Annotated in this window: 23 protein-coding genes and 1 riboswitch; of the genes, 7 read left to right on the top strand and 16 right to left on the bottom strand. The window is 72.8% G+C overall.

The window, feature by feature from the left end; genetic code table 11:
• Nucleotides 1-30 precede the first annotated feature (30 nt).
• The 5 genes from ACIBUY_RS24560 to ACIBUY_RS24580 all read right to left on the bottom strand — a co-directional run bounded on the left by ACIBUY_RS24560 (nucleotide 31) and on the right by ACIBUY_RS24580 (nucleotide 3976).
• Nucleotides 31-1119, bottom strand: coding sequence for a sensor histidine kinase (locus tag ACIBUY_RS24560; protein ID WP_399153711.1), 1089 nt, complete (start codon nucleotides 1117-1119; stop codon nucleotides 31-33).
• Nucleotides 1112-1780, bottom strand: a complete 669-nt coding sequence (locus ACIBUY_RS24565; RefSeq protein WP_365575818.1) for a response regulator transcription factor — start codon at nucleotides 1778-1780, stop codon at nucleotides 1112-1114. Before ACIBUY_RS24565 ends, ACIBUY_RS24560 begins: the two co-directional genes overlap by 8 nt.
• Before the next feature lie 87 nt (nucleotides 1781-1867).
• Nucleotides 1868-2359 (bottom strand): GNAT family N-acetyltransferase, encoded by a 492-nt coding sequence (locus ACIBUY_RS24570; protein ID WP_365575816.1) that lies wholly within the window; start codon nucleotides 2357-2359, stop codon nucleotides 1868-1870.
• A gap of 43 nt (nucleotides 2360-2402) precedes the next feature.
• Complete coding sequence (locus ACIBUY_RS24575) at nucleotides 2403-3548, bottom strand: RNA polymerase sigma factor (RefSeq protein ID WP_399153797.1); 1146 nt, start codon at nucleotides 3546-3548, stop codon at nucleotides 2403-2405.
• 5 nt (nucleotides 3549-3553) lie between these two features.
• Nucleotides 3554-3976 (bottom strand): YciI family protein, encoded by a 423-nt coding sequence (locus tag ACIBUY_RS24580; RefSeq protein ID WP_365575815.1) that lies wholly within the window; start codon nucleotides 3974-3976, stop codon nucleotides 3554-3556.
• A gap of 257 nt (nucleotides 3977-4233) precedes the next feature.
• Here ACIBUY_RS24580 and ACIBUY_RS24585 point away from each other — a divergent pair, with 257 nt between their 5' ends.
• Nucleotides 4234-4851, top strand: coding sequence for a TOPRIM nucleotidyl transferase/hydrolase domain-containing protein (locus ACIBUY_RS24585; protein WP_399153712.1), 618 nt, complete (start codon nucleotides 4234-4236; stop codon nucleotides 4849-4851).
• A 29-nt stretch (nucleotides 4852-4880) separates the two neighbouring features.
• Here ACIBUY_RS24585 and ACIBUY_RS24590 read toward each other — a convergent pair whose 3' ends face one another.
• Genes ACIBUY_RS24590 through ACIBUY_RS24600 form a run of 3 tightly spaced genes read right to left on the bottom strand, consistent with a single transcriptional unit; the run spans nucleotide 4881 to nucleotide 8074 of the window.
• Nucleotides 4881-5927 carry an enoyl-CoA hydratase/isomerase family protein gene (locus tag ACIBUY_RS24590; protein WP_399153713.1) on the bottom strand — a complete coding sequence of 349 codons (1047 nt, stop codon included), beginning with the start codon at nucleotides 5925-5927 and terminating at the stop codon, nucleotides 4881-4883.
• A 42-nt stretch (nucleotides 5928-5969) separates the two neighbouring features.
• Nucleotides 5970-6542: a helix-turn-helix domain-containing protein gene (locus ACIBUY_RS24595; RefSeq protein WP_365575809.1), complete on the bottom strand. Its 573-nt coding sequence runs from the start codon at nucleotides 6540-6542 to the stop codon at nucleotides 5970-5972.
• Entirely contained in the window at nucleotides 6539-8074 is a 1536-nt protein-coding gene (locus ACIBUY_RS24600; RefSeq protein ID WP_399153714.1) for an MFS transporter, read from the bottom strand. The genes ACIBUY_RS24595 and ACIBUY_RS24600 overlap by 4 nt, the downstream gene beginning before the upstream one ends.
• 222 nt (nucleotides 8075-8296) lie before the next feature.
• Here ACIBUY_RS24600 and ACIBUY_RS24605 point away from each other — a divergent pair, with 222 nt between their 5' ends.
• Complete coding sequence (locus tag ACIBUY_RS24605; RefSeq protein ID WP_399153715.1) at nucleotides 8297-10015, top strand: hypothetical protein; 1719 nt, start codon at nucleotides 8297-8299, stop codon at nucleotides 10013-10015.
• On the opposite strand, the gene ACIBUY_RS24610 is transcribed toward ACIBUY_RS24605, so the two are convergent.
• Nucleotides 9952-11367, bottom strand: coding sequence for a purine-cytosine permease family protein (locus tag ACIBUY_RS24610; RefSeq protein ID WP_399153716.1), 1416 nt, complete (start codon nucleotides 11365-11367; stop codon nucleotides 9952-9954). The two genes, ACIBUY_RS24605 and ACIBUY_RS24610, sit on opposite strands and share 64 nt — an antisense overlap.
• Nucleotides 11350-11450: riboswitch (TPP riboswitch) on the bottom strand. (Overlaps the previous gene by 18 nt.)
• A 21-nt stretch (nucleotides 11451-11471) precedes the next feature.
• On the opposite strand from ACIBUY_RS24610, the gene ACIBUY_RS24615 reads away from it, so the two are divergent.
• Entirely contained in the window at nucleotides 11472-12164 is a 693-nt protein-coding gene (locus ACIBUY_RS24615; RefSeq protein ID WP_399153717.1) for an aspartate/glutamate racemase family protein, read from the top strand.
• A gap of 30 nt (nucleotides 12165-12194) precedes the next feature.
• On the opposite strand, the gene ACIBUY_RS24620 is transcribed toward ACIBUY_RS24615, so the two are convergent.
• From ACIBUY_RS24620 to ACIBUY_RS24645, 6 genes are all read right to left on the bottom strand, one after another.
• Complete coding sequence (locus tag ACIBUY_RS24620; protein ID WP_399153718.1) at nucleotides 12195-12572, bottom strand: hypothetical protein; 378 nt, start codon at nucleotides 12570-12572, stop codon at nucleotides 12195-12197.
• An 82-nt stretch (nucleotides 12573-12654) separates the two neighbouring features.
• The gene (locus tag ACIBUY_RS24625; protein WP_399153798.1) at nucleotides 12655-13833 is read right to left on the bottom strand and encodes an alanine--tRNA ligase-related protein; all 1179 of its coding nucleotides are present in this window, start codon (nucleotides 13831-13833) and stop codon (nucleotides 12655-12657) included.
• Between the two features lie 247 nt (nucleotides 13834-14080).
• Nucleotides 14081-15412, bottom strand: coding sequence for a cytosine permease (locus ACIBUY_RS24630; protein WP_399153719.1), 1332 nt, complete (start codon nucleotides 15410-15412; stop codon nucleotides 14081-14083).
• Between the two features lie 34 nt (nucleotides 15413-15446).
• The gene (locus tag ACIBUY_RS24635) at nucleotides 15447-16913 is read right to left on the bottom strand and encodes a DUF1116 domain-containing protein (protein ID WP_399153720.1); all 1467 of its coding nucleotides are present in this window, start codon (nucleotides 16911-16913) and stop codon (nucleotides 15447-15449) included.
• Complete coding sequence (fdrA, locus tag ACIBUY_RS24640; protein WP_399153721.1) at nucleotides 16910-18460, bottom strand: acyl-CoA synthetase FdrA; 1551 nt, start codon at nucleotides 18458-18460, stop codon at nucleotides 16910-16912. Before fdrA ends, ACIBUY_RS24635 begins: the two co-directional genes overlap by 4 nt.
• Nucleotides 18457-19374, bottom strand: coding sequence for a DUF2877 domain-containing protein (locus ACIBUY_RS24645; RefSeq protein WP_399153722.1), 918 nt, complete (start codon nucleotides 19372-19374; stop codon nucleotides 18457-18459). Before ACIBUY_RS24645 ends, fdrA begins: the two co-directional genes overlap by 4 nt.
• Nucleotides 19375-19477: 103 nt before the next feature.
• On the opposite strand from ACIBUY_RS24645, the gene ACIBUY_RS24650 reads away from it, so the two are divergent.
• Nucleotides 19478-20413 (top strand): carbamate kinase, encoded by a 936-nt coding sequence (locus tag ACIBUY_RS24650; RefSeq protein WP_365575790.1) that lies wholly within the window; start codon nucleotides 19478-19480, stop codon nucleotides 20411-20413.
• A 102-nt stretch (nucleotides 20414-20515) separates the two neighbouring features.
• Nucleotides 20516-21790: an MFS transporter gene (locus ACIBUY_RS24655; RefSeq protein WP_399153723.1), complete on the top strand. Its 1275-nt coding sequence runs from the start codon at nucleotides 20516-20518 to the stop codon at nucleotides 21788-21790.
• A gap of 23 nt (nucleotides 21791-21813) precedes the next feature.
• On the opposite strand, the gene ACIBUY_RS24660 is transcribed toward ACIBUY_RS24655, so the two are convergent.
• Nucleotides 21814-22467 (bottom strand): GntR family transcriptional regulator, encoded by a 654-nt coding sequence (locus ACIBUY_RS24660; protein WP_399153724.1) that lies wholly within the window; start codon nucleotides 22465-22467, stop codon nucleotides 21814-21816.
• 113 nt (nucleotides 22468-22580) lie between these two features.
• Here ACIBUY_RS24660 and ACIBUY_RS24665 point away from each other — a divergent pair, with 113 nt between their 5' ends.
• Together ACIBUY_RS24665 and ACIBUY_RS24670 are read left to right on the top strand one after the other, a co-directional pair.
• A complete protein-coding gene (locus ACIBUY_RS24665) occupies nucleotides 22581-24047 on the top strand; it encodes a chlorohydrolase family protein (RefSeq protein ID WP_365575785.1) in 1467 nt (488 codons plus the stop codon).
• A gap of 69 nt (nucleotides 24048-24116) precedes the next feature.
• Nucleotides 24117-25325 carry an amidohydrolase family protein gene (locus tag ACIBUY_RS24670; RefSeq protein ID WP_365575783.1) on the top strand — a complete coding sequence of 403 codons (1209 nt, stop codon included), beginning with the start codon at nucleotides 24117-24119 and terminating at the stop codon, nucleotides 25323-25325.
• The last annotated feature ends 47 nt before the right edge of the window (nucleotides 25326-25372 follow it).

Raw genomic sequence — 25372 nt, forward strand, 5'->3', positions numbered from 1 at the left:
TGATACGCCGCCGATAAGTGGTCGACCCGTCTATTGCGGGTGCGTACGCGCGGGCAGTTGCACCGTGATGCGCAGGCCGCCGGTCTCGCGCGGGGTGAGGGTGAGGACGCCGTCGTGTGCGCGCGTGATGGTGGTGACGATGGCCAGGCCGAGGCCGACGCCCGCCTGGTCGGCGTGGATGCGCTCGGTGCCTCGCTGGAACGGTTCGGTGAGCGTCGAGACCAGGCGTGGAGTCAGCTTCCTGCCGGTGTTCTCGACCGTGAGCACCACGGTGCCGGGGTGGACGCCGGTGGTGACCCACACCATGCCCTGGCCGGGCAGATTGTGGACGATCGCGTTGTGCAGGAGGTTCATGGTCAGTTGCAGCAGGAGCGCCGGCGATCCGCTCGTGGGCGTGATGTCGCCGCGGGTCTCGATGGTGACGCCGTTCTTCTCTGCGAGGGGCAGCAGCGTTTCGGTGGCTTCCTCCGCCAGGAGGGACAGGTCGACCCGTTCTCGGCTGAAGGACCGCTGGCCGGCTCGGCTGAGCAGGAGCAGTGCTTCCGTGAGGTCGATCGCTCGGGTATTGACGGCTTCGAGGCGGTCGAGGACCTCGCGGGTGTCGTGTGACGGATCGCTGCGGGCCACGTCGAGAAGTGACTTCGAGATGGCCAGTGGGGTGCGCAGTTCGTGCGAGGCGTTGGCCGCGAAACGCTGCTGTTCGGCGACGTGCGCTTCCAGCCGTTCGAGCATCGCGTCGAAGGCGTCGGCCAGTTCGCGGAACTCGTCCTGGCGACCGGGCAGCCGGATACGGTGCGCGAGCGACCCCGTCGCGGCGGTGCGGGTGGCGTCCGTGATGCGGGTCAGGGGGGCGAGCATCCGGCCGGCGAGGAACCATCCGCCGAGGAGGCCGAACACCAGCAGGAACACCATGACCGCGCCCGCGACGGGAGCGAAGCCGCGTACGAAGGTGGTGCCCGGAGTTGATTTCCATGCCCCCTCTTCGTTGGTCTGCAGCCACCCCTCCTGCAGGAGCCACCAGCCCACGGCGGCGAGCAGCAGGGCACCGGCGACCATGAGGAATCCGGCGTAGCTGAGGGTGAGCTTGAGGCGGACGCTGAGGCCGGGGGACCTATCCACCGTCGCCTCCGATGCGGTAGCCGACGCCGGGCACGGTGGCGATGATCCAGGGTTCGCCGAGCCGCTTGCGCAGCGCCGACACGGTGATGCGGACGGCGTTGGTGAACGGGTCGGCGTTCTCGTCCCACGCGCGTTCCAGAAGTTCCTCGGCGCTGACGACGCCGCCCTCGGCGGCGATGAGGACCTCGAGCACGGCGAACTGCTTGCGCGTCAGCGCGACGTAGCGGCCGTCCCGGTAGACCTCGCGCCGGAACGGATCAAGACGCAGGCCCGCGATCTCACGGACCGGGGGGCGGCTGTGGGCGCGCCTGCGGTCGAGCGCCCGGAGCCTGAGGACGAGCTCCTGCAGTTCGAACGGTTTCGTGAGGTAGTCGTCGGCGCCGAGCCCGAAGCCGGACGCCTTGTCGTCGAGTCGGTCGGCCGCGGTCAGCATGAGGATCGGCATGCCGCTGCCCGAGGCGACGATGTGCTGGGCGATCTCGTCGCCGGACGGGCCGGGGACGTCGCGGTCGAGGACCGCGATGTCGTAGCTGTTGACGCTCAGCATTTCCAGGGCGGTGTCGCCGTCGCCCGCGAGGTCGGCCGCGATTGCTTCCAGGCGCAGGCCATCGCGGATGGCCTCTGCCATGTAGGGCTCGTCCTCGACGATCAGCACACGCATGCTCTCGATGGTACGAGCGGGCACATATCGTCCGCGTATCAAGAACCGCATGCGGACCGGCAACACCACGCTGCCGTCGCTCGGCTGCTAGCCGAGGGCCTTGGCGTACCAGTGGTCGGCCCGGCCGTGGCCCTCGTAGGGCGCCGTCTCCTCGTAGCCGTGCCGGGTGTACAGGGCCCGGGCGGCGGTGAGCTGGGTGTTGGTCTCGCAGACGATCCGGGACGCGCCGAGCCTGCGCGCGGCCTCCTCGACGGCGAGGAGCAGGCCGCGGCCGAGACCGGAACCCCGGCCGGCGGGCAGCACGTACATGCGCTTGAGCTCCGCGGTCGCGGGGAGGCGCGGCGACAGGCGCAGGCCCGCGCAGCCCAGGAACGCGCCGTGGGCGTCGCGTGCGACGAGGAACTCGCCGTCGGGCGGGGCGAGTTCGTCGTGCGGGTCCTCGGCGAGCACCGCGTCGACCTCGGCCTCGGTGACCGCACGGCCGAGAACCTGCTGTCCCATCTCGGTGAAGTACTGCCGCATCACCTCGTCGACCACGTCGTCGGTGACGGGCTCTGCTGTGATCCTCCAGGCGGGCATGACGGACATCCTCACGGATCCGGGCGCGGGCGTCCATGCCTCGTCAGCGACTGCGGCGGGCGTTGAGCCGGGCGGCCTCGCGCGTCAGGTGGTCGCGTTCGGCGACGTTGGTGGCCTTCAGGGCGGCCTCCGCGTACAGCCGTGCCGCCGCCGTCAGATCCCCGTCGCGTTCGTGGAGGTACGCGGCCACGGCGCTGTGCCGGGGCAGTGCGGCGTCCAGGGGCGCGAGCGCCGCGAGGCCTGCGCGCGGGCCGTCCGCCTCGCCGACGGCCACGGCGCGGTTGAGCCGCACGACCGGGTTGTCGGTGAGCCGCGCGAGTTCGTCGTACCACTCGACGATCTGCACCCAGTCGGTCTCCTCGGCGGTGCGGGCGTCGGCGTGCAGCGCGGCGATGGCGGCCTGGGCCTGGAACTCGCCGAGCCGGTCGCGGGCGAGTGCCGCCTGCAGGATCGTGACGCCCTCGGCGATCGCGGCGGTGTCCCAGCGGCCGCGGTCCTGTTCGGCGAGCGGCACCAGGCTGCCGTCGGGTGCGGTTCTGGCGGCGCGCCTGGCGTGGTGCAGCAGCATCAGCGCGAGCAGTCCGGCCACCTCGGGGTGGTCGATGGCGGCGGCGAGCCCGCGGGTCAGGCGGATGGCCTCGGCGGCGAGGTCGACGTCGCCGGAGTAGCCCTCGTTGAAGACGAGGTACAGGACGCGGAGCACGGTGGCGACGTCGCCCGGCCGGTCCAGGCGTACGGCCGAGACCGTGCGCTTGGCGCGGCTGATCCGCTGGGCCATGGTCGCCTCGGGCACCAGGTAGGCCGCGGCGATCTGCCGGGTGGTCAGGCCGCCCACGGCGCGCAGGGTGAGCGCGACCGCGGACGACGGCGACAGCGACGGGTGGGCGCACAGGAAGTACAGCTGCAGTGTGTCGTCCACGGCGGGCGCGGGCCCGGGCTCCGGTTCTCCGTCGAGGAGGTCCTCGCGCCTGCGGCGGGCGGTGTCCGCCCGGGTCGCGTCGAGGAACCGGCGCCAGGCCACGGTGACGAGCCAGCCCTTGGGGTCCCGCGGCTGCTCGTCCGGCCAGACGCGGACGGCCTCGACGAGGGCGTCCTGCACGGCGTCCTCGGCCGCCGCGAAGTCTGCTCCGCGGCGGACGAGGATGCCGATCACGCTCGGCGTGAGGTTCCTCAGCAGGGCCTCGTTCATCGGGTTCATCGGTGGGGGCAGTCGTCCGTGACGGTGGGGTGCGGGGCCAGGAAGGGGCGCAGCTCCAGCCACTCGTGGATCGGCTTGCCGCCCGCGCCGGGAGCGGCGGACAGCTCTCCGGCCAGTTCGACGGCGCGCTCGTAGCTGTCGACGTCGATCACCATCCAGCCCGCGATGAGGTCCTTCGTCTCGGCGAACGGGCCGTCGGTGACGGGCGGGCGCCCCTCACCGTCGTAGCGGACCCACGTCCCCTCCGGGGCGAGGGCCTTGCCGTCGACGAACTCGCCGGTCTCTTCGAGGCGGGTCGCGAAGTCCTGCATGTACTGCACGTGCGCCGTGATCTCCTCCGGCGTCCACTGGTCCATGGGCGCGTCGTTGACCGCTGCCGGGGCGCCTCGGTAGTGCTTCAGGAGCAGGTACTTGGCCATGGTCGTTCTCCTCGGTACGGGTGCGGCCCATTGTGGTCGCGTGCACGGCGGGGACGGAGCCGGTCACCGGTTCTCGACATCGTCGGCGCAATTTTCTTCGGGACTTTTTCGGATCGCGTGAAACGACCCCGTTCCCGCGGCAGGCGTACGGCATCCGTACGGACGGCCTCGTCCCACGGCTGACTGCGGCTGACTGGCTACGGCTGCCTGCGGATATTGCCTACCGGTGCTGCGCGAAAGGACGCAGACTCGTGCCCGTGGCTGACATGAGAGCGTTCCAGGAGGCCGTCGTGGCGTGGGCGGCCGGTGGCCCCGGTGACCCGGCGCGGGAGTTGGCCGCGCTGCTGCCGGTGCGGACCGTCGTCCTGCTCGAGGGGCCGAGCGACGCGGCCGCCGTCTCGACGCTGGCCGCGCGCCGGGGGCGGGATCTCGCGGCCGAGGGGATCTGCGTCGTGTCGATGGGCGGTGCGATGAGCGTCGGCCGTTTCGCCGGGCTGCTCGGCCCGTCGGGGCTCGGCCTGCGGCTGACGGGCCTGTGCGACGAGGCGGAGCGCGGCTACTACGAGCGCGGCTGGGAGCGGGCCGGTGCGTCGCGGCCGGAGTTCTTCGTCTGCGCGGCGGACCTGGAGGACGAGCTGATCCGCGCGCTCGGGGTGACGCGGGTGCGGGAACTCGTCGGGCAGGAGGGCGATCTGCGCTCCCTGGAGACGTTCCTGCGCCAGCCCGCGCAGCGGGGCCGTACCCCGCAGCAGCAGTTCCGGCGCTTTTTCGGTACGAAGAAGGGCCGCAAGATCCGGTACGGCCATGTGCTCGTGGCGGCGCTCGACCCGGCCCGGACGCCCGCCCCGCTCGACAGCCTGCTCGCCGCTCTCTGAGCGCCCCGGTCCACGCAGTCGCCCGCTGCTCAGCCGAGGCCCAGTTCCCGCTCCCCCAGCGGCGCGAAGTAGCGTTCCACGTCGGCCTGTTCGACCTCGGCGAGGGTCGCCGGGGACCATTGCGGGTTGCGGTCCTTGTCGATGATCTGGGCGCGGATCCCCTCGGGCAGATCGTGGGTGCCGAGGGCCGCGCAGGAGACGCGGTACTCCTGGTCGAGCGCCTGCTCCAGGGAGTCGAGCCGGGCCGCGCGGCGCAGCGACTCCAGCGTGGCCTTGAGGGCGGCGGGCGAGCGGGAGTGCAGGGTTTCGGCGGCTTCCTTCGCAGCGGGTTCACCGCAGGAGACGAGCCGGTCCACGATCTCCTCGACGGTGTCCGCGGCGTAACAGGCGTCGATCCAGGCACGCTGCTCGGCGAGTACGCCCACGGGCGCGGGCCGCTCATGGCGTGCCACGGCTTCGTCGGGCGTCGACTCGGCGAGATCCGCTAGGAGTTGAGGCAGCTGCGACGACGGTACGCAGTGGTCGGCGAGGCCGCACAGCAGGGCGTCGGCGGCGCCGATCGACGCACCCGTCAGGGCGAGATGGGTGCCGAGGTGGCCGGGTGCGCGGGCGAGCAGCCAGGTGCCGCCGACGTCGGGGACGAGGCCGATGCCGACCTCGGGCATGGCGATCCTCGACCGCTCGGTGACCAGGCGCACGCTGCCGTGCGCGGACAGGCCGACGCCGCCGCCCATGACGATGCCGTCCATGACGGCGACGTAGGGCTTCGGGTAGTGCGCGATACGGGAGTTGAGGCGGTACTCGTCGCGCAGGAAGTCCTGTGAGGCGGTGTGGTCGCCGCTGCGCGCGTCGTCGTGGAACAGCCGGATGTCGGCGCCCGCGCACAGGCCTCGCTCCCCCGCGCCGTCGAGCACCACGGTCCGGACCGCGGGATCGCTCTCGAGGGTGTCGAGTACCGAGGCGATCCGGCGCACCATGGCGGGGGTGAGCGCGTTCAGGGCCCGGGGCCGGTTCAAGGTGATGCGGGCGGTGCGTCCGTCGACGGCAACCAGCACGGGGGCGGCGTCGGAGGTCAACGAGGGTTCCTTCCGGTGACGATCACTGCAGGAACATCTGTATCACCCGAGGTCGCGCGGGTCCGCGCCGAGCATGTCGAGAAGGACGTCGACGACGTCGTCCACCTTCGCCTCCGCCAGGTCGTCGAAGGCCCCGGAGTGGCGGGCGAGCAGTACCCCGGAGACGGCCGCGACGAGGATGTCGGCCCGCAGCCCGGGCCGGTCGTGCCCCTCGCGCTCGAACCGTGCGCGCAGCGGGTGCACGAGGCGGTCCTGCAGCGCGGCGCGGGTGGCGTCCTGCGCGGCCGCGTCGCTCAGCGGCTGGACGGCGACCCGCAGCAGCGGCACGGGTCCGCGCCGCTCGGCACGCGCCGCGACGTCGCGGAGCCGGGGTTCGGTGAGCAGGTCGTCCGGCGCGCTGTCGCCGTGCTCGGCCCGCAGCACTTCCACGTACAGCAGGGGTTTGCTGCCGAAGTAGCGGGCGATGAGGGCGGGGTCGACGCCGGCCCGGTCGCCGATCTCGCGGATGGTGGTGCGGTCGTAGCCGCGCTCGGAGAAGAGGGCGGTCGCCGCCCGCAGCAGGGCCTCGCGACTGCGGGCGGAGTCGCGGCGCGGGCCCGGCGTCGCCGCGCTCACGAGCGGCTCGGCGCGGCAGGTGCCTGGTCGCCCGCGACGGCGGGCGATCCCGCCGCGACGACGGACGGCCGGGTCCCGGTGCCCCGGCGGGTCAGCGCCACGGCGATGATGCCGGTGGCCAGGAACGCGGCGCAGCCGACGAGGCCCGCGGTGCGGTAGCCGTCGTTGCCCGGCAGGGCCGAGCCGGGGGCGGTGGCGGCCTGCAGGATGACGGCGCTGAGCGCGCTGCCGGTCGAGTATCCGATGTACTTCACGACCTGATTGAAACTCATCGCGCTGCCCGTCTCCTGCGCGGGCACCCCGGCGACGATCAGGCCGGGCGTCACCGCGAAGGTCACGCCCACGCCGAGCCCGGCGATCGCCATCATCGCGCCGATGCCCCACAGGCTGGAGCGGGCGAGCAGGAAGCAGACCAGGGAGCCCAGCGAGAGCAGACAGCCAAGGGGCAGCATCCGGCCGGGTGTCGCGGCGCGTCCCATGCCGCGGACGAGCCGGCCGGTGATCAGGCTGGCCACGGAGAACGGGACGAGCAGCAGGCCGGTGAGGACGATGGACGCGGAGAAGCCGTATCCCGCGGACTCGGGCGTCTGCACGTAACGGGTGACGAGGGCGATGAGCAGGTACGTGCCGACGCCGCCGACCATCGTGGTCAGGTTGGCGACGAGGACGCCGCGGTCCTTGACGAGCCGCACGCGCACCAGCGGGTGGGTGCTGCGCAGGGAGTGCAGGACCCATCCGGCGAGCAGGACGACGGTCGCGGCGGCGAGCGCGAGCAGCGGCGCCGAGCCCCATCCCCATCGCTCGCCCTCGGCCAGTGCCATCAGCAGGGCCGCCATGCCTCCGGCGAGCAGCAGCGCCCCGGGCACGTCCATCGGAAGGGCGGGTCGGTGCGGGGCCGCGGGCACGACGAGCGCGGCGGCGGTGAGCGCGGCCAGGGCGGTGGCCGCCGCGAACCAGAAGCCGGCGTACATCCCGAGGTACTCGGCGAACAGCCCGGTGATGGGGTAGCCGAGCCCGATGCCCGCGGCGGTGGTCAGGGAGAGCGTGGCCACCGCCGACCGCGCCCGCTCCGGGGGCAGTGCGTCGCGGGCCGTGGCGATGGCGAGCGGCACCAGCCCCATGCCGACGCCCTGCAGCGCCCGTCCCGCGAGCAGGCAGGCGAAGCCGAGGGGCAGGGCCGCGAGGAGGCTGCCCGCGAGGACGAAGGCGAGCCCGCCGAGGATGACGCCCTTGCGGTGCGGGCCGTCGCCGAGGCGTCCCATGACGGGAGTGGCGACGGCGCCGACCAGCATCGTGACCGTCAGCGCCCACTGCGCGGTGGAGACGCCGACGTGGTCCTCGGCCGCGATGGTCGGGATGAGCGGTGCGCCGAGGCTGCTGACCACGGCGACGAGCATGCCGAGCGAGACGAGGACGGGCACGAGGGTCCGGGGGTGCCGCAGGGCGGTGGGCGGTGCGGCAGGAGTGGACGCGGGCTCCGGTATGGAGGGCTGCAAGGAAGGCTTCCCGTTCTTGTCATCAAGCGATGTCATTGCATGATGACATGTCGCGGGGCGGCCGCCCACCCGCCCCGTACGCCCACCGAGGCGGCGAACCCCCGGTGAACAGTGGGTGCACGCGGCGGAATTGTCCGTATCCGCGTCCTTCGGTGGTGGCGGCGCGGGTTAGCGTCTGCGCTCGTGTCAGTTCTTCACGAGCCTTCCGGTCTTCACGAGCCTTCCGGTCTTCGAGAACCCTCCGGCCGGGTCCGGTCGGTGGCGGACGGCCCGGGGTCCGGGACCGGGATCGTGGGCCGCCGCGTCGGCGGAGCCGCTGCTGCGGTGGTCGCCGCAGGCGTTCTCGCCGCTCTGTGTGTGAGCGGGCTCAACCACGACGTGCGCTACGTGCTCGGTGGCCTGCACGTCACGGGGGCCGGTGGGCTGAGCGCGGCGGAGACGTTCGTGCACCGCCCGTTGGCGTACCGGTGGCTGATGGCCGGCCTCGACGCACCGGCCTTCGGTTCGCTCGCCGTGCGGGAGGCGGTGCTGCGGATCCTGGTCGTCGTGTGCGTCGCCGGGGTCGCGCTGTGGCTGCGCCGCGGGCTCGCGACGCGGCTGCCGCGCCGGGAGGCGGGTGCCGTCGCGGGCGCTGTCGGCGTCGCGCTGATCGCCGCTCCGGCCTGGGACTTCCTCCAACCGGAGTGGCTGGCCGCGGTGTTGGCCACGGCGGCCGTCGGCGCCGCGCTCACCGCGCGCGGCCGGTTCCTTGGCGCGGCACCGGCCGGGCTGCTGCTCGCCCTGGCGGTGCTGATGAAGTACACCACCGCGCCGACCGCGCTGCTGGGCCTCGGCGTGGTCGCGGTCCTGGACCGGCGCCGCGCCCTGGCCGCTGCCGCCTGGGCCCTGGTCGCCACCCCTGCCGGGCCGGCCCTGGCGACGTACGTGGAGCCGCGGGAGTGGCGCTGGCTGCGGGAGTTCTCCGCGCTCAATCCGGAGAGTGTGATGCGTACGGGCTTCGGGTCCGGGCAGGTGCGTTCGCTGGTGCTCGTCCTGGCGAACGAGGCCCTGCTCGTGCCCGTCGTGGCCCTGTTGCCGGTCAGCGTCGTGGTGCTGATGCGCACCGCCGGGACGCCGCGTGCCGCCCGGGCCTGGCCGCTGCTCGTCGGCGCGGGCCTGGCCGGTGTGGTCGCGGCGCTCGTCGTCCAAGGGCAGTACTTCCTCTACCACTTGGCCGCAGTGGTTCCGCTCGCGGCCGCCCTGTGGGCCCTGGCCGTCGTCCGGCACGGTGTGCGCGCCGGGCGTCCGGTGCTGCCGCTGCTACTGGCCACGGCCGGGCTCGGGGTGGCCGCCCCGCTCACGGCGGCGCGGCCGCTCGCCTGGCGCACGTCCCACGGGATCCCGGTCGATGCCGCCCTGTGCGCGGTCGTGGCCGGGACGGCGCTGTGGCTCGTGGTCGTCCGTCCGCGCGGCGTCCGGAGCGCCCCTCCCCTGCTGTCCCGCGCGGCCGTCCCGGTCGCGGTGTTCGCGCTGGCGGCCGCCGTGCCCGCGTGGCCGACCGCGCCGTACTCGTTCGACGTCCGGCACGCCGGGTACACCGCGCTCTCTCGCCTGCACGCCCGCGAGAGCCTGGAGCCCCAACTGGCCGCGCTGCGGGCCGGGATCGGCGCCCGCACCCCGGTCGTGTACCTGGCCTTCGGCGACATCGGCTACCAGCTCGGCAACCCGACGCACTGCCGCTACCCGTCGCCCGTCTTCCTCCAGCGCACGTCCTACGACCGGGCCGTGACGCGCCTGACGAGCTTCCGCGAGAACCTGCGCTGTCTGGACGATCCGGCCGCGCGCTACGCGGTGATCGACCCGGCCTGGTTCCGCATCCGGTCCGTCGCGCCCGCCGTCACCCGCGCCCTGGACAGGGCCTTCGACTGCCGCCCTCAGGTCCGGCTCGACGCGGCGGGGCTCCGCGTCTGTCCGCGGCGCAGCCTGAACGGCGCGTAGAGGACGAGCCCGGTGACGAAGGCGACGTAGTAGCCGAGGTCGGCGCCGTGCAGCGCTTCGGCGACGGGTCCCACGTACAGGGCGGTGTTCATGAAGGGAACGGTGGCGGCGAAGGCCGCGAGGAACGCCGTCAGGGCGGGCAACACCGGCTGCGCATGGGCCTGTTCGGCCGCGAGGTCGACGGGGGCGCCGCCGCGTGCGCGGGTGCGGGCCAGCCAGTCCACGACGACGACCGCGACGAAGCCGGGGATCCAGTAGCCGACGAACAGCAGCACGTTCTGGAAGCGGGCCGCGGTGTCGGCGGCGTGCATCCACAGCACCAGCGGGAATCCGAGGAGCGCGGCGAGTGCGGCGGCGAGCGGGCGCGGCACGCGGGCGCCGACGACCTGGAGCGCGAGCGAGCCGCTGTAGTCGTTCATGGCGTTGCTGCACAGCGCGGCCAGCGCCACGGCGAGCAGTCCGAGCGAGCCGATCACGCCGCCGCCGAGCAGGGTGTCGACGCCCTGGGCGGTCTGGTCGGTGAAGACGGAGGCGCCCCACAGGCCGAGCGCCTCCACGGCGGTGAAGGAGACGACGATGCCGCACAGGGTGTACCAGAACATGCGGGCCGAGGACGTGGTGCGCGGCAGGTAGCGGCTGAAGTCGCTGGCGTACGGCGCCCAGGACACAGACAGGCTGAACGCGATGGTGGCGGTCAGGACGAACGCCCCGACGCGGTCGGCGCCGTGCGCGGACCCGTGCCCGGCAGGCGTGACGCCGGCGTGCGCGAGGCGCACCGCGAGCGCGCAGAACGCGACGGCGAGCACGGCGGTCATCCCCTTCTGCAGGCGGTGGATCGCCTCGTAGCCGAGCGCGCCGAACGCCCCTTGGGCGGCCATCATCACGAGGGCCCCCAGCCAGAACGGCCAGCCGCACAGCCGGGCGAGGGCGTCGCCGCCGAACAGGCCGATCAGCGCGTCCCAGGCGATGGACGACAGCCACTGAAGGGCGCCGGGAACGACGACGGCGCGCCCGAACGCGAGCCGGGCGAGCGGCAGTTGGCCGGCGCCGGTGCGCGGGCCCCACGTCCCCAGGTAGGCGGTGGGCACGGCGCCGATGACGGTGCCCGCGAGCACGGCGGCGAGTGCCGTCGCGAAGTCGAGGCCGAGGGCGATGCCGACGGTCCCGGTGAAGACGCCGCTCATGGTGAGGTTCGGGGCGAACCAGACGGTGAACAGCCGTCCGGCACCGCCGTACCGGTCGCTCTCGCAGACCGGTGCTATGCCGCGTGCCTCGGGGCGCCAGTCCCCCGGCGCGGCCGACCGGCCCGCCTCGAAGGCCGTGGAAACGTGCGGTATCGACATCGCTGACATCCCTCCGCCAGTGCTAACTGGTTCAGGTTCTACGGGTGTGATCTCAGCCCCGTCGCATGTGCGGGGCACCCCGTGTCGGGCAGTACGGGTGCGAACATTAGCCGATGAGAACCATCGGGTTGATCGGCGGGATGAGCTGGGAGTCGACGGCGGAGTACTACCGCCTCCTCAACGAGCTGACGCGGGACCGTCTCGGCGGGCTGCACTCGGCGCGCTGCGTCGTCTACTCCGTCGACTTCGCGGAGATCGAGCGGCTGCAGGTCGAGGGCGACTGGGAGCAGGCGGGCCGGATCCTCGCCGAGGCCGCGCGACGCCTGGAGGCGGCGGGCGCCGATCTGCTGCTCCTGTGCACGAACACGATGCACAAGGTCGCCGACCAGGTGCAGGCCGCCACCGCCGTGCCGCTGATCCATCTCGCCGACGCGACCGCCGACGCCGTACGCGCGGCGGGGGTGAAGCGGGTCGGGCTGCTGGGCACGGCGTTCACGATGGAGCAGGACTTCTACCGCGGCCGGCTCGCGCGGGGCGGCCTGGACGTCCGCGTCCCGGACGACGCGGGGCGGGCACTCGTCCACCGCGTGATCTACGAGGAGTTGTGCCTCGGTGTCGTACGGGACGCGTCGCGCGCCGCGTACCAGGAGGTCATCGCCGATCTGGTCGCGTCCGGCGCCGAGGGGATCGTCCTCGGCTGCACCGAGATCGAGCTGCTGATCGGCGCCGGGGACAGCCCGGTCCCGGTCTTCCCCACCGCGCGGCTGCATGCGGAGGCGGCGGTTCGGGCAGCGCTGGACGACTGACGGGCTCCCAGTTCGAAGACCGGCCCCCGGTCAGGCCGGGGCCTGGGACGCGCGGGCCAGGCAGGCGCCGATCGCGTGTGCGGCCACGTCGTGGAGGCCGCCGGTGACGTCGCCCGCCCCGGCAGTGGTCAGGGCGGGCCGGGCGGCGGCTCCCGCGACGACCGCGAGGACCCCGTCGGCCGGCAGCGCCCGCGAGGCGGTCTCCACGAACTGCCGGGCGGCGCCGGGCCCGCAGCGTCCTACGGCGCCGAAGTCCACGACGTAGGCCCGCTGTCCGGTTGCGCCCATGCGCTTCAGCAGGTCGCCGAGCTCGGTCGCGGCGCTGCTGCCGAACTCGCCGACGACGTCCACGACCAGGACGCCGCCGTCCTCCCAGCGCGCCGGGAAACGCGTCCGTGCTGGCTCCATGGTCAACCCCTCGGCCGTGAGCCGCCCACGCGTCGCAGCTCGTACGCGCTGCGCCTACCCCGTCACGGGCGGCCCACTCCGGTCAGTTGTCGCCCCGCAGACTCACGACGAGGTCCCGTGGCAGTCCGTGCGTGTCGTGGAGGTAGTGGAAGTCCTCCTCGTCGAGGGGGCCGCGGAACCGGGGGCGGTCGAGGATCCGCCGGCCGCGCTGCAGCAGCTCGCCGAAGCGGCGCTCCTCGTCGAGCAGGACGCGGCGCACCTCGTCCGGGTCGGCCGACTGCCGGAAGTGGTCCAGGGTGTGCCGCACCAACTCCTGGGGCAGGTCGGTGAGTTGGCGGGTCGGGTCGTCGCGCCACAGCGTGGTGAGGACGCGCCGCATCAGGCGGCGCAGCACGTAGGCGCGGCCGGTGTTGCCGGGGCGCACGCCGTCCCCGGTCACCACGACGGCCGACCGCAGGTGGTCGCTGACCAGGCGCAGCGACGGCTCGTCGAGGTGCCACAGTCCGGGCAGGCGCTCTCGCCAGGGGGTGAACACGTCGCATTCGAAGACCGAGTCGACGCCCTGGAGCAGGGCGAGGAGTCGCTCGAGGCCGAGCCCGGTGTCGATGTTGCGCTGCGGCAGGGGCACCAACGTGCCGTCGCCCAGGCGTCGGTGACGCATCATCACGTGGTTCCAGACCTCGACCCAGCGGTCGTCGCGGGTGGGTGTCGACTGCGGCGGGGTGTCGCCGGTCCACACGAAGATCTCCGAGTCGGGTCCGCAGGGGCCGGTCGGGCCGTTGGACCACCAGTTGTCCTCGACGGTCCGCTCGACGGGGACGCCGCGCCGCTGCCACACCTCCAACGAGGCGGTGTCGAGGCCGACTTGGCCGTCGCCGCCGAAGACGGTGGCGTGGATCAGGTCCGGGTCGACGCCGAGCCCCTCCGTGAGCAGGTCGTATCCCCATTCCAGGCTCCGGGGTCCCTCGTAGTCGCCGAGCGACCAGGTGCCGAGCATCTCGAACACGGTCAGATGGGTGGCATCGCCGACCTCCTCCAGGTCGGTGGTGCGCAGGCAGCGCTGGACGTTCACCAGGCGCTGCCCGAGCGGATGCTGCCGTCCCTCCAGGTACGGGGTGAGGGGGTGCATGCCCGAGGTGGTGAACAGGACCGGGTCGCCGGGCGGCGGCAGCAGGGTCGAGCCGGTGATGCGACGGTGGCCGCGTTCCTCGTAGTACTCGACGAAGGTGCGGATCGTGTCCTCGACGGTCGTGGTCCGCATCGTCTTCATGGGCTTCACGGGCTTCACGGGCTTCATGGCGGGTGGCTCCTTCGCGGGGTGCGGGCGGGCGCCGGACACGGGACCGCGGAGGAGGCCGTAACAAAAAAGTCCCTCGGCGGACCGTCTCCGGTCGCCGAGGGATGAAGCAGTGCGTCAGGCGGCGGCAACCGGGGAGCTGGTCGCTCGCGCGGTTGCGGTGGTGCCGAGGCCGATGACGTTCATGTCTGCCACGGTAACGCCGCCCCGATCATGCGCGCACCCCCATTTCCGGCACGGCCCGCTCCAGGGCCGCGTACGCCACCACCGCGACGACCAGGCCCGTAACGGCGTCCGACAGTTGCGGGGCCCACCAGTGGGCGGCGCCCGCGGCCGCCGCGCCGATCGCCCAGGCCGCGAAGGCGGTGGGACGGATCGTCGCCGTGGGGCGGCGGTCCATGGCGCCGCGCCCGCCGCGGGCGAACAGCTGGTCGGCGATGAGCACACCGCCCAGCGGGGGCACGAACACGCTGAGGATGACCAGCCAGTCGAGGAAGTGGTCCCAGACTCCCGCGAGCGCGGCCAGTGTGCCGATGAGGCCGAGGACGATCGTCATCAGGCGCATCGTCGTGCCCGTGAGGTGGGACCAGCCGAGCGCGCCGTTGTAGAGGCAGTGGCTGCACACGGAGCCGAGGTTGACGAAGACGAACACGGCCGCGATCACGTTCAGGACCCCGGAGTGCTCGCCGGTCAGGATCGGCAGGAAGTCGCCGCCCGTGGTGCCCGCGGAGGCGATCGCGCCCGCGGCGACGACGAGGCCGCCGGCGATCTGGGCGACGAGGCTCGCGACCGGGAAGGCGCTGATGGTGGCGAGGACGGCCTGGCGGCCGTTCTTGGACCAGCGGGTGAAGTCGGCGGTCATGGTGCCGGAGTCGGCGAACGTCGCCATGATCGTCGAGACCGCGGCGCCGAACGTGAGCGTGGAGGCGCCGCCGACGCCGTCGTACGAGAAGACGGCGCCCATGTCGTGGTCGCGGGCCACGAGCACGAGGGCGATGACGCCCGCCACGATGAACAGCGGCGCCGCGACGGCGCCCAGCCACGACAGTGCCTTGATGCCGAGGTAGGTCAGGGCTATGAATCCCAGGCCCGCCAGGACGGTGACGAGTCGCTCGTGCCAGCCGAACGAGGCGTGCAGCGTCGCACCGGTGGCGCCGGTGTTGAACGCGAACCAGCCGACGACGATCGTGGCGAGGAACGCGGCGGCCACGACGTAGCCGCCGCGGCCGAAGGTGCGCGAGGCCTGCAGCGAGAAGCTCTCGCCGGTGGATCCCGCGCGGTGGCTGAGGACGCCCACGTACAGGAGCATGACGAGGTTGGCGGCCAGGATGGCCGCGAGCCCGCGCCAGAAGCCGAGCATGGCGACGACCACGCCGCCGGGGATGGCGTTGGTCAGGATCATCGGGAATCCGAACCAGACGGCCGAGACCGTGAGGAGCGACTTGCGGCGGTCGGCCGGTACCGGGCCGTGCTCGAACTCGTCGTCGAGTTCCCGGCTCTGTGCGGACGTGCCGGTTTCCGCGGCGGAGTGGTGTGTGTTCATCGTGTGCGGTCTTCCGGGTGGGCGCTCGCGCGCGTCAGGAGGTGGTGCCGCCGAGCGCCTCGGCGAGAGCGGTGACCGCCTTGGTGAAGGCCTCCGCGGGCGGGTGGGTGATGCCGGCGCCGATCATGCCGATGCCCGCTTCCTTGTGGGCGATGGCCGTGTTGATGACCGGCAGGATCCCGGTGTCGATGACCTTGCGGACGTCGATGCCGGTGGGCAGGCCCTGGAAGTCGAGGGCGGGGATGGTGACGTTGGGGTTCTGCGCGGTGGTGATCTCGCCCATGTCGCGGGTGCAGCCCATGGCCTCGGCGACGGTGCCGCCGACGAGGGCGACGATCGCGGGCGCCGCCGACATGGCGAAGCCGCCGAAGCCGTACGTCTCCGTGATGGCGCTGTCGCCGATGTCGAGGCCGGAGTCCTCCGGCTTGTACCCGGCGAACATCGGGCCGACGACCTGCTGTGCGGGTCCGGTGAACCACTGTCCTGGCAGGCCGGCGACGCGGATGCCGAACTCGACGCCGTTGCGGGCCATCGTCGTGACGACGGTGGAGTTCTCGATGCCGTTCGCGGCGTCGAGGGCGGCCTTCGCCATCGCCATCCAGGTCGGTCCCGAGAAGTAGTCGGAGGACGCGACGAAGTCGAAGACCTCCTTCTTCTGCGCGGTGGTGAACGACGACTGGAGCAGTCCGGGCGCGAGGGCCTGGAAGAGGAGGAGGGTGCCCGCGCCGTTGCGGTTGTGGCACTCGTCGCCCATGTGGAGGGCCTGGGAGAGCAGCAGGCGCAGGTCGACGGGGCCGGTGAACTCGACGGCCTCCTTGAGCATCGGGCCGAAGACGTCCCGCATCCAGACCAGGCGGTCGACGACGCTCTGGTCGTTGGCGCCCATCCGCAGGATCTTGGCCATCTGCTCGGAGAGGTTCGTGTACGCGATGTTGCCGTGCGTCTCGTTCTTCACGATGTGCACGTACATCGACGCGGAGGTGACGCCGGCCATCGAGCCGACCGAGTCGGCCTCGTGGCAGGGCTTGAAGGTGATGGCGCCGGACGCCGCCAACTCGGCTGCCGCGTCCAGGTCTTCGGCGAGGCCTTCGAAGACGAGCGCACCGGTGACGGCGCCCTTCATGGGGCCGTTCATCCGGTCCCAGGTGAGGGGCGGTCCTGAGTGCAGGATCGTCGTCGCGGTCATGCCGGGCACGACGTCGAGGGCGCGGCCGAAGCCGATGAGCATCGGGCGGGCGGACATGATGCGCTCGACGGCCTCGGCGTTGGCGGCCTCGATCTGCTCGGCGAGCCCGGGCCGGTCGAGGACGTCGAGGGCGCGGGCGGCCTCGACGTTGCCGCCGCCCGGCGGGGTCCAGTCCAGGGTGGAGACGTGGGCGTCCTGCGCCCTGAGGTCGGCGTCGAACATGGCGAGGCCGACGTTGACGACGCTCAGGTCACCGCCGAACAGGGCGGCGGCGGGGGTGAGTTCGGGGTTCTCGGGGTGGTGCGGGGTGCTCATGCCTGTGCCTTCTTCGCGATCTCGCGGGCGTAGCGGCCCGTCTCGGTGGAGCTGGGGGTCACGGTGACGCCGGCCGCGCGCAGGGCGGCGCTCTGGGCGGCGACGGACGGGCTGTCCAGGTCGGTGCCGAGGACGTAGGCGACGATCTCCAGGTGGCGGCCCGCCTCCTGGGCGATGCGCTTGGCCTCCTCGATGGCGGGCAGCGTGGTGCCGACCGGGTCCTCGTGGGAGCCGAAGCCGAGGACGAAGTCCATGACGATCGCGGCGACTTCGGGGTCCTTGGCCTCCTCGGCGATGCGCTCGATGCGCAGCGCCGGGTCGATCATGGGGTGGGGGCGGCCGTTGGTGAAGTCGTCGTCGCCGAAGTCGAGGAAGGTGTGGCCGCGCGAGGCGGATCCGGCCGGGAGGCGGAAGCCGGCGTCCTTCTGGATGTTGCTCCACACGTCGAGCCCGGCGTCGCGCACCGCGTACATCGTCTCGTCGCACAGCGTGCCGCCGCAGAACAGTCCGCGGACGTACTTCTGGCCGTCGGCGAGGGACGCGACGACGTCCGCCGCGGCGGCCTCGGCGTCGAAGGACCCGGTCGACTGCGGCTCGGCGCCCGCGAGTTCGACGGCCTTGCGGGCGGCCTCGAGGCTGCCCGCGGCGAAGTGGGCGCCCGCGGCGGTGACCGCCTCCTCGGAGCCGTCGATGAACCAGACGACGACGGGCTTGCCCGCGGCGGCGACCTCGGCGAGGACCTTCGTCTCGACGGAGGCGGCCGGCGGCTTGGAGACGAGGACGATGACGTCGGTGGCCGGGTCGGCGGCGAGCGCGCGGATGCCGTCGACCATCATGATGCCGCCGACCTGCTCGGACAGGTCGCGGCCGCCGGTGCCGATGAGCTGCGAGATGCCGCCGCCGAGCGCGTGGACACGTACGGACACCTCCTGCGAGCCGGTGCCGGAGGCGGCGACGATGCCGATGGAGCCGGGGCGGACCTTGTTGCCGAAGCAGAGCGCGACGTTGTTGATGATCGCGGTGCCGCAGTCCGGGCCCATCATGAACAGGCCCTTGTCGTGGGCGAGTTGCTTGAGGGCGATCTCGTCCTCGACGGCGACGTTGTCGCTGAACATCATCACGTGCAGTCCGCTGTCGAGGGCCTTGCGGGCCTCGCGGGCGGCATAGGCGCCGTTGACGGCGATGACGGCGAGGTTCGCGCCCTCGATGCCCTCGGCGGCGGAGGCGATGGTGCGGTAGGTGACCTCGGCGCCGCCCGCGGAGGCGGGGGCCTTGCGGGTGAGGAGGTCCTCGATCTCGGCGAGGAGCGCCGTGGTGTCGGCGCCGTCATCGGCCACGACGACGATCATGAGGTCGCCGCTCTCGGCGGCCCGCAGCTCGTCGGTGAGCAGGCCCAGGTTCTCCAGCACCCCCTTGTTCATCTCGGTGCCCATGGCGGTGAACGCCTGGTCCACCCCGTCCAGGGCGTTGGCCCTGGTCGAGACGGACATCAGGGACACGGAGTCGAAGTACGTGTTCTTCCGTACGACAGCTGTGGTGGTACTCACAGCGAACCTCGCAGTTCTTCTTCCAGGTGGAGTCCGGCGCTCAGGCCGGACAGGGTGTCGCTGCCCGAGGTGTGGCCGACGGCCAGCGCCCTGCGGACAGGAGCGTGCAGCTCCCACGGCGGCGGGCCGGGCGCCAACTGCCGTAGTACGTCGATGAGTTCGCCGCGCACCCGGCCTTCGGCCGCTTCGGCGAGGGTGGCGCGGGAGAGGTCCGTGGTGCGGGCGGGGTGGGCGACCAGGGCGCGCCGCAGGACGGGCCCGAAGCCGGTCAGCGCGCTGCCGGGAAGCGCCGCGACGAGAGCGAGTCCGGCGAGGAAGTCGTCGCCCGCGGGCGTGAGTCCGGGGCCGAGGCCGAGGAGTGCGAGGACGCCGCGGTGCATGCCGCTCTCGTCGCCGTCGAGGATGGCCGCGGTGAGCGTGGACCGCCCGGCGTGCAGCGCCTGGACGACGGCTCGCTCCATGGGGCCCGCGTCGGCGTGCGCGCCGAGCATGCCGCCGCGGGTCCCGTGCGCGCGGACGAGCCGGTCGAGGGCGGCGGCCGCGGCGGCGAACCCGCCCGGCCCGAGGTGCGCGAGGGACGGAGTTTCGGGATACCAGGGCCGGGCCCCGGAGGTCTTCAGGCGCAGCGGGCGGCCGGGGCCGGGGAGCGTGAGGGTCCCGGGCGCGAAGGCCACCGACCGACCCGCGACCGGTCCGTACCGGGTCCAGTCCGCGACGTCGACCACGAGCGTGCGGGGGGCGTCGCCCGCTTCCGGCGACGCGAGCGCGATCAACGTCCCTTGCCAGGTCAGCAGGTTGATGACGCGCGTGAAGACGGAGTGGACGCAGCCGGTGCCGTCGGCCGTGCGCAGCGCGTCGAGCAGGCGGGCGTCACCGGACAGCACGCGGGGCCCTGCGGGCTCGTCGTGGCGCATGGTCGCTCCCTCCTCCGGCCGGTCGGCATCTCATTGCGTGGACGCTATTGGTATACCATTCTGCCTCCCATACGCGAACACACGTACAAGCAAGGGACATCACATGCGCATCGTCGTCGCCCTCGGGGGAAACGCACTGGCCAAGCGCGGGGAGCCGATGACGGCCGACCGGCTGCGGGCCAACGTCCGCGGGGCCTGCCAGGCGCTGGCCGGTCTGGCGCGTGAGCACGAGGTGGTCATCACCCACGGCAACGGCCCCCAGGTCGGCCTGCTGGCGCTGCAGAACCTCGCCTACCAGGACGTGGCCGCGTACCCGCTGGACATCCTCGGCGCGGAGACGCAGGGCATGATCGGCTACGTCATCCAGCAGGAGCTGACCAACGCCCTGGCCGGTGAGCGCGAGGTGGCGGCCCTCATCACGACGACCGAGGTCGACGAGGCGGACCCGGCCTTCGAGCGGCCGACCAAGCTGATCGGCCCGACCTACTCGGCGCAGGACGCCGCCGAGGCCGCCGCCGAGTACCGGTGGACCATCGCCAAGGACGGCGGCGCCTTCCGCCGGGTCGTGCCGTCGCCGCACCCGCTGCGGATCATGCAGGCGCCGCTGGTCAGCACGTTGCTCGACCACGGCACCCTGGTGGTCTGCGTCGGCGGCGGCGGGGTGCCGGTGCGCACCGACTCCAAGGGCCGCCAGATCGGCATGCAGGCCGTCGTCGACAAGGACGCCGCGAGCGCCGCGCTCACCGCCGACCTCGGGGCGGACATGCTGATCATGCTCACCGACGGCGACTTCGTGAGCGAGAACTGGGGCACGCCCGAGCAGCGCGACATCCTGACCGCCTCCCCCGAGGGCCTCGCGACGATGAAGTTCGCCGAGGGCTCGATGCAGCCGAAGGTCGAGGCGGCGGTGCGGGTCGCCGAGGCCGGTGGCCGTGCGCTGATCGGCCCGCTGGACCGGCTCGACGACCTCCTCGCACGCACGGTCGGCACGGAGATCCGGGCGGACGTCGACGGCGGGGTCGTCTTCGTCGGCCGGTAGAGATCAACTCCCGGTATACCATTTGCCGCTCGCCGGGCACGGCCCGACGCAGCCGCAGGACTACCGCAGGACAACCGAAGAACAACCGCAGAGGAGCCCGCCGTGCCGCGGCAGAACCCGAAGGTCACCTCCGAGTCCCGCGCCCCCGGCCGGCCCGGTCCGCTCGCGTCCTTGCGCGGCAGCAAGGGCTTCCGCGCGCTGTGGATATCGAACGTGTTCTTCTTCGGCGGTGCGTGGACGCAGACGATGGTGCTCGGGTGGCTCGTCTTCGAGACGACCCACTCCGAGTTCCTGCTGGCGGTGTTCACGTCGGCGCGGCTCGCACCGATGCTCCTCGGCCCGTTCGCGGGCGTCCTCTCCGACCGCTACGACCGCATACGGCTGCTCACCTTCGCCTGTTCCTGGGCGCTCGGCGCGGCGACGGTGGTCGCGGCCCTGCAGTCCGTCCACCAAGTCCCTTACTGGGTCCTGGTGCTGGGCGGCTTCGCCACGGGCCTGGCGCAGTCCCCGTCGCAGCCCGCGCGCTCCGCGCTCGTGCTCGATCTGGTGGGCCGCGGCAGTCTGAGCAACGCCAACGCGCTCAACGCGATGGCGATGAACATGACGCAGGTGGTCGGCCCGGCGCTCGGCGGCGCCATGATCAGTGCCTTCGGCGCCTCGGCCGCCCTGTGGATCTCGGGTGCCTGGTACGCGGTGTCGCTGCTCGCCCTGCGTCCGCTGCGCCGTGCGCACCGGGCCCCGGTCGCGGGGCACGGCGCCGCACCCGAGCCGGTGTCCACCATGCTCACCAGCGGGCTCCGCTCGATCCTGCGCAGCCGCCTGACCGCAGCGGTGCTCGCCGTGACGCTGGCGGCGAACGTGCTGCTGTGGCCCATCCACCAGGCGTTCATGCCGGTGTTCGCCAAGGAGTCGCTCGGCCTGGACGCGGACGGCCTCGGCTGGCTGCTGACCTGCGGCGGCATCGGTGGCCTCGCCGGTTCCCTGGCGATCGCCGCACTCGGCGACTTCCGCTTCAAGGGCGCCCTGTTCGTCTTCGGCACCGCGGCCTGGGCCGCGCTGTGGTCACTGTTCGCGCTCTCGCACCAGGTCGCGCTGTCCTTCGTCCTGATGGCGGCGATCGGCGTACTGAGCGCGTCGTTCGGTGTGCTCCAGACGACCCTGCTCCTGATGACGACCGACCCGTCCGTCCAAGGGCGCGCCCTCGGCGTCCAGGAACTGGCCATCGGCGTCATGCCGGTGTCGTCGCTGGGGCTCGGCGTGGCGGCCCAGTACGCGGGCGTGGCCACCACCACGTTCCTGAGCGCCCTGCTCCTCATCGCGTTCCTGGTGCTGCTCGCGCTGCGCATGCCGGGGCTGCCGCGCTACAGCGGCAATTGAGCCCGCCTCTTCAAAGACACCCCCTATCCCTGCGCCGTCCGGCGCTGATGCGCGGCGACCTTCTCCTTGCTGGTCGTCTGGTGGCGCTCCGCGAGGGCCTCGACGTGCTCCACGTCGCGGGCCTCGATGGCCCGGTAGAGCTCCTCGTGCTCCTCCGCGACCGCCGAGAAGTCGTCGTGCTGGCCGAGCAGCCAGCGCATGCGGCTGCGCAGGGTCGTCTCCAGCTCGCTCAGCAGCGCGTTGTCGGCGAGTTCGGTGACGGTCTCGTGGAAGTCCGCGGCCGCCCGGCGGGCCGCCGCACCGTCCCCGCTCTCGGCGGCTTCGCGCTCCGCGTCCAGATCGGCCCTCAGCCGGGCGAGCCCGGCGCGCGTGCGGCGCTGCGCGGCCAGCCGGAACCCGAGGGTCTCCAGGGCGGACCTGACCTCGCTGAGGTCTGAGATGTCGGACGGGGTGAACTCGCGCACCACGGCCCAGCTGCGCGGGCGCGGCATCACGAGGCCCTCGCTCACCAGGCCGCGCAGGGCGTCGCGCACCGGGAGCCGGCTCACCCCCAGCTCGGCGGCGACCTCGCGCTCCACCAGCTTGCTGCCGGGTGCCCGCGTCCCCTCGATGATCTGGTCGCGCAGGGTGCGCATGACCCGTTCCGACTCGGGGGTGAATTCCTCAGCGGCTGTCATGCCGCCATTTTCGCATCGAAGATCGCGTCCGACCGCCTCCGGCATCCCGGCCCGTCAAATTTGGTATCCCAAGTGCTAGGGTCCGGCTGAGCAACCGACCTCAGGAGGCCCCCGTGCGCACTCGCTGGCGCGCCGCCCACGTCCTCGCGCACCAGAACGGGCGCCATGTGCTGCTGCGCGACGGGGAGGCCGTCTGGGAGGACGACACCCTCGTCCATGTGGGGCGCGGCTGGGACGGCCCCCTCGACGTGGACGTCGACCTCGGGGAACGGCTCGTCGTGCCGGGTCTGATCGACCTCGACGCGCTCGCCGACATCGACCATCTCGTCCTCGACTCCTGGGCCTCGCCCGAACGCGGTCCAGGACTGCAGTGGTCGGCCGAGTACGCCCGGCGCAGCCGCGACGTGTTCACCCCCGCCGAACGGTCGACCATCCGTGAGTACGCGCTCGTCCAGCTCGCGCTGCACGGCATCACCACGTACATGCCGATCGCCTCCGAGGTGCACAGCTCCTGGGCCGAGAGCTTCGACGAGTTCGTCGACATGGCCGAGACCTCGCGGCGCATCGGACTGCGCGGCTACCTCGGCCCGAGCTACCGCTCCGGGGTGAACGTCGTCCACCCCGACGGCCGCCGCGACATCGCCTTCGACGAGGAACGGGGCCGCGCCGGGCTGCGCGACGCCGAGCGGTTCCTCGACCACGTCGAGCGGCTCGACGACCCCCTCGTCCGGGCGGCACTGCTGCCCTGCCGCATCGAGACCCTCACCCCCGAGCTGCTGCGCGCGACCGCCGAACTCGCCCTCGAACGCGATGTGCCGGTGCGTGTCCACTGCCTCCAGGGCCTCCTGGAGCGCGAGTCCGTGCGCAGGCTGCACGACTGCACCCCGCTCGAACTCCTCGCCCGTACCGGCCTGTTGGACACCAGGCTCCTCGTCCCGCACGGGCTCGTCGTCGACCGGCACCCGTCCGTCCACGGCGAGGACCGCGGTGACCTCGCCGCGCTGGCCGGCGTCTCCGTCGTCCACTGCCCGCAGACGTCCCTGCGCTACGGCGACGTCCTGCACTCCTTCGGCACCTACCGCCGCGCCGGGATCAACCTGGCCCTCGGCACGGACTCCTTCCCGCCCGACCTGATCCGCGGCATGGATCTCGGCGTCCACCTCGCCAAGGTCGTCGACGGCCGCGCCGACGCCGCACCCGCCGAGGAGTACGTCGAGGCCGCCACCCTGGGCGGTGCCCGCGCCCTCGGCCGCCCCGACCTGGGACGGCTCGCCCCCGGTGCCCGCGCCGACCTGGTCGCGTTCCGCCTCGACGACCTGCGCGACGGCGTCCTCGACGATCCCGTCCGCACCCTGCTGCTCAACGGCACCGCCCGCAACGCCACGCACTCCGTCGTGAACGGCCGGCCCGTCCTCATCGACGGGCGGCTGCCCGGCGTCGACACGGAGACGCTGCGCGGCCGCGCGCAGGACCTGTTCGCGAAGATGCGCGCCGCCTACGGCGAACGGGACGTCCGGGGCCGCAGCGCGGACGAGCTCTTCCCGCCCACCTTCCCCGCGTTCGTCGACCCCGCTTCCTGAGCGGAGCGGCCCACGACGACCGGCACGCACCACCCGCACGCACCACCAGCGCAAGGAGAACCACCCGACATGCTCATCAGGAACGTCCGCCCGTGGGGCGCCGCGGCCTCCGACATCCTCATCCGTGAGGGCCGCATAGCCGCGATCGCGCCGCACGACCCGGCCCGCGAGGACGAGGGGACGAGTGTCGACGGGCGCGGGCGCCTCGCCATGCCGTCCTTCTCGGACGTCCACTGCCACCTGGACTCCAACCGCGTCGGCCTGCCGTTCCGCGAGCACACCGGCAAGCCGGGCGTCTGGGGCCTGACGATGAACGACCGCGCGCACTGGCGCGAGGACCCGCCGGTCGCCGAGCGTGCCACGAACCTGCTCGGCCGGATGATCGAGCGCGGCACCACCCGCGTCCGCAGCTACGCGCAGATCGACGCGGACAGCGGCCTCGAGCGCTTCGAGGGCGTCCTCGCCGCCAAGGAGGCCCACAAGGACCGGGCCGACGTGGAGATCATGGCGTTCCCGCAGGCCGGTCTGCTCCTGGAGAAGGGCGTCCCGGAGCTGATGGACCAGGCCCTGGCCTCCGGCGCCGCGGTCGTCGGCGGCATCGACCCGTGCACCCTCGACCGCGACCCGGTCCGCCACCTCGACATCGTCTTCGGGCTCGCCGAGAAGCACCGGGCGCCCGTCGACATCCACCTGCACGAGCCCGGCCACCTCGGCGTGTTCAGCACCGACCTGATCCTGGAGCGCACCCGCGCGCTCGGCATGCAGGGCAAGGTCACGCTCTCGCACGCGTACGAGCTGGGCACCGTCGACGAGGCGACGCGGCGCCGCCTCATCGAGGAGTTCGCCGAGCTCGACATCTCCATGGCGACGATCGCGCCCGCCCAGCAGTCGCACGCCCTGCCGCTGGCCGAGCTGACGCGGGCCGGGGTCCGCGTGGGACTCGGCGAGGACGGCCAGCGCGACTACTGGTCGCCCTACGGCAACGGCGACATGCTCGACCGCACCTGGCAGCTCGCGTTCACCAGCCGCTACCGGCCCGACGAGCTGATCGAGCACTGCTGGGCCGTCGCGAGCCGCGGCGGACACGCGATCCTCGACCCGTCGCTGCGCCGGCTCACCTCGACCGCCGACCGCCCCGGCGTGGACGCGGGCGACGCCGCCGACCTGGTTCTCGTCGACGGCGACAGCGTGGCTGCCGCCGTCATGGACCGCGGCAGCGACCGTACGGTGATCCACGCGGGCCGCGTCGTCGCCGACCAGCTCCAACTGGTCGGCTGAGCAAGCCCGTTGAGCGCGAAGGGCCGGACCACCGCCACGGTGGTCCG

Source organism: Streptomyces sp. NPDC050085, from assembly GCF_044460595.1.
Lineage (GTDB): Bacteria > Actinomycetota > Actinomycetes > Streptomycetales > Streptomycetaceae > Streptomyces.

Excerpts from the sequence above, each read along its gene's own strand:
- ACIBUY_RS24660 (WP_399153724.1), bottom strand. The coding sequence starts at position 22,467 with ATGACAGCCGCTGAGGAATTCACCCCCGAGTCGGAACGGGTCATGCGC.
- ACIBUY_RS24575 (WP_399153797.1), bottom strand. The coding sequence starts at position 3,548 with ATGAACGAGGCCCTGCTGAGGAACCTCACGCCGAGCGTGATCGGCATC.
- ACIBUY_RS24650 (WP_365575790.1), top strand. The coding sequence starts at position 19,478 with ATGCGCATCGTCGTCGCCCTCGGGGGAAACGCACTGGCCAAGCGCGGG.
- ACIBUY_RS24620 (WP_399153718.1), bottom strand. The coding sequence starts at position 12,572 with ATGGAGCCAGCACGGACGCGTTTCCCGGCGCGCTGGGAGGACGGCGGC.
- ACIBUY_RS24670 (WP_365575783.1), top strand. The coding sequence starts at position 24,117 with ATGCTCATCAGGAACGTCCGCCCGTGGGGCGCCGCGGCCTCCGACATC.
- ACIBUY_RS24580 (WP_365575815.1), bottom strand. The coding sequence starts at position 3,976 with ATGGCCAAGTACCTGCTCCTGAAGCACTACCGAGGCGCCCCGGCAGCG.
- ACIBUY_RS24610 (WP_399153716.1), bottom strand. The coding sequence starts at position 11,367 with ATGTCAGCGATGTCGATACCGCACGTTTCCACGGCCTTCGAGGCGGGC.
- ACIBUY_RS24645 (WP_399153722.1), bottom strand. The coding sequence starts at position 19,374 with ATGCGCCACGACGAGCCCGCAGGGCCCCGCGTGCTGTCCGGTGACGCC.
- ACIBUY_RS24630 (WP_399153719.1), bottom strand. The coding sequence starts at position 15,412 with ATGAACACACACCACTCCGCCGCGGAAACCGGCACGTCCGCACAGAGC.
- ACIBUY_RS24600 (WP_399153714.1), bottom strand. The coding sequence starts at position 8,074 with ATGACATCGCTTGATGACAAGAACGGGAAGCCTTCCTTGCAGCCCTCC.
- ACIBUY_RS24625 (WP_399153798.1), bottom strand. The coding sequence starts at position 13,833 with ATGCGGACCACGACCGTCGAGGACACGATCCGCACCTTCGTCGAGTAC.
- ACIBUY_RS24565 (WP_365575818.1), bottom strand. The coding sequence starts at position 1,780 with ATGCGTGTGCTGATCGTCGAGGACGAGCCCTACATGGCAGAGGCCATC.
- ACIBUY_RS24615 (WP_399153717.1), top strand. The coding sequence starts at position 11,472 with ATGAGAACCATCGGGTTGATCGGCGGGATGAGCTGGGAGTCGACGGCG.
- ACIBUY_RS24635 (WP_399153720.1), bottom strand. The coding sequence starts at position 16,913 with ATGAGCACCCCGCACCACCCCGAGAACCCCGAACTCACCCCCGCCGCC.
- ACIBUY_RS24570 (WP_365575816.1), bottom strand. The coding sequence starts at position 2,359 with ATGCCCGCCTGGAGGATCACAGCAGAGCCCGTCACCGACGACGTGGTC.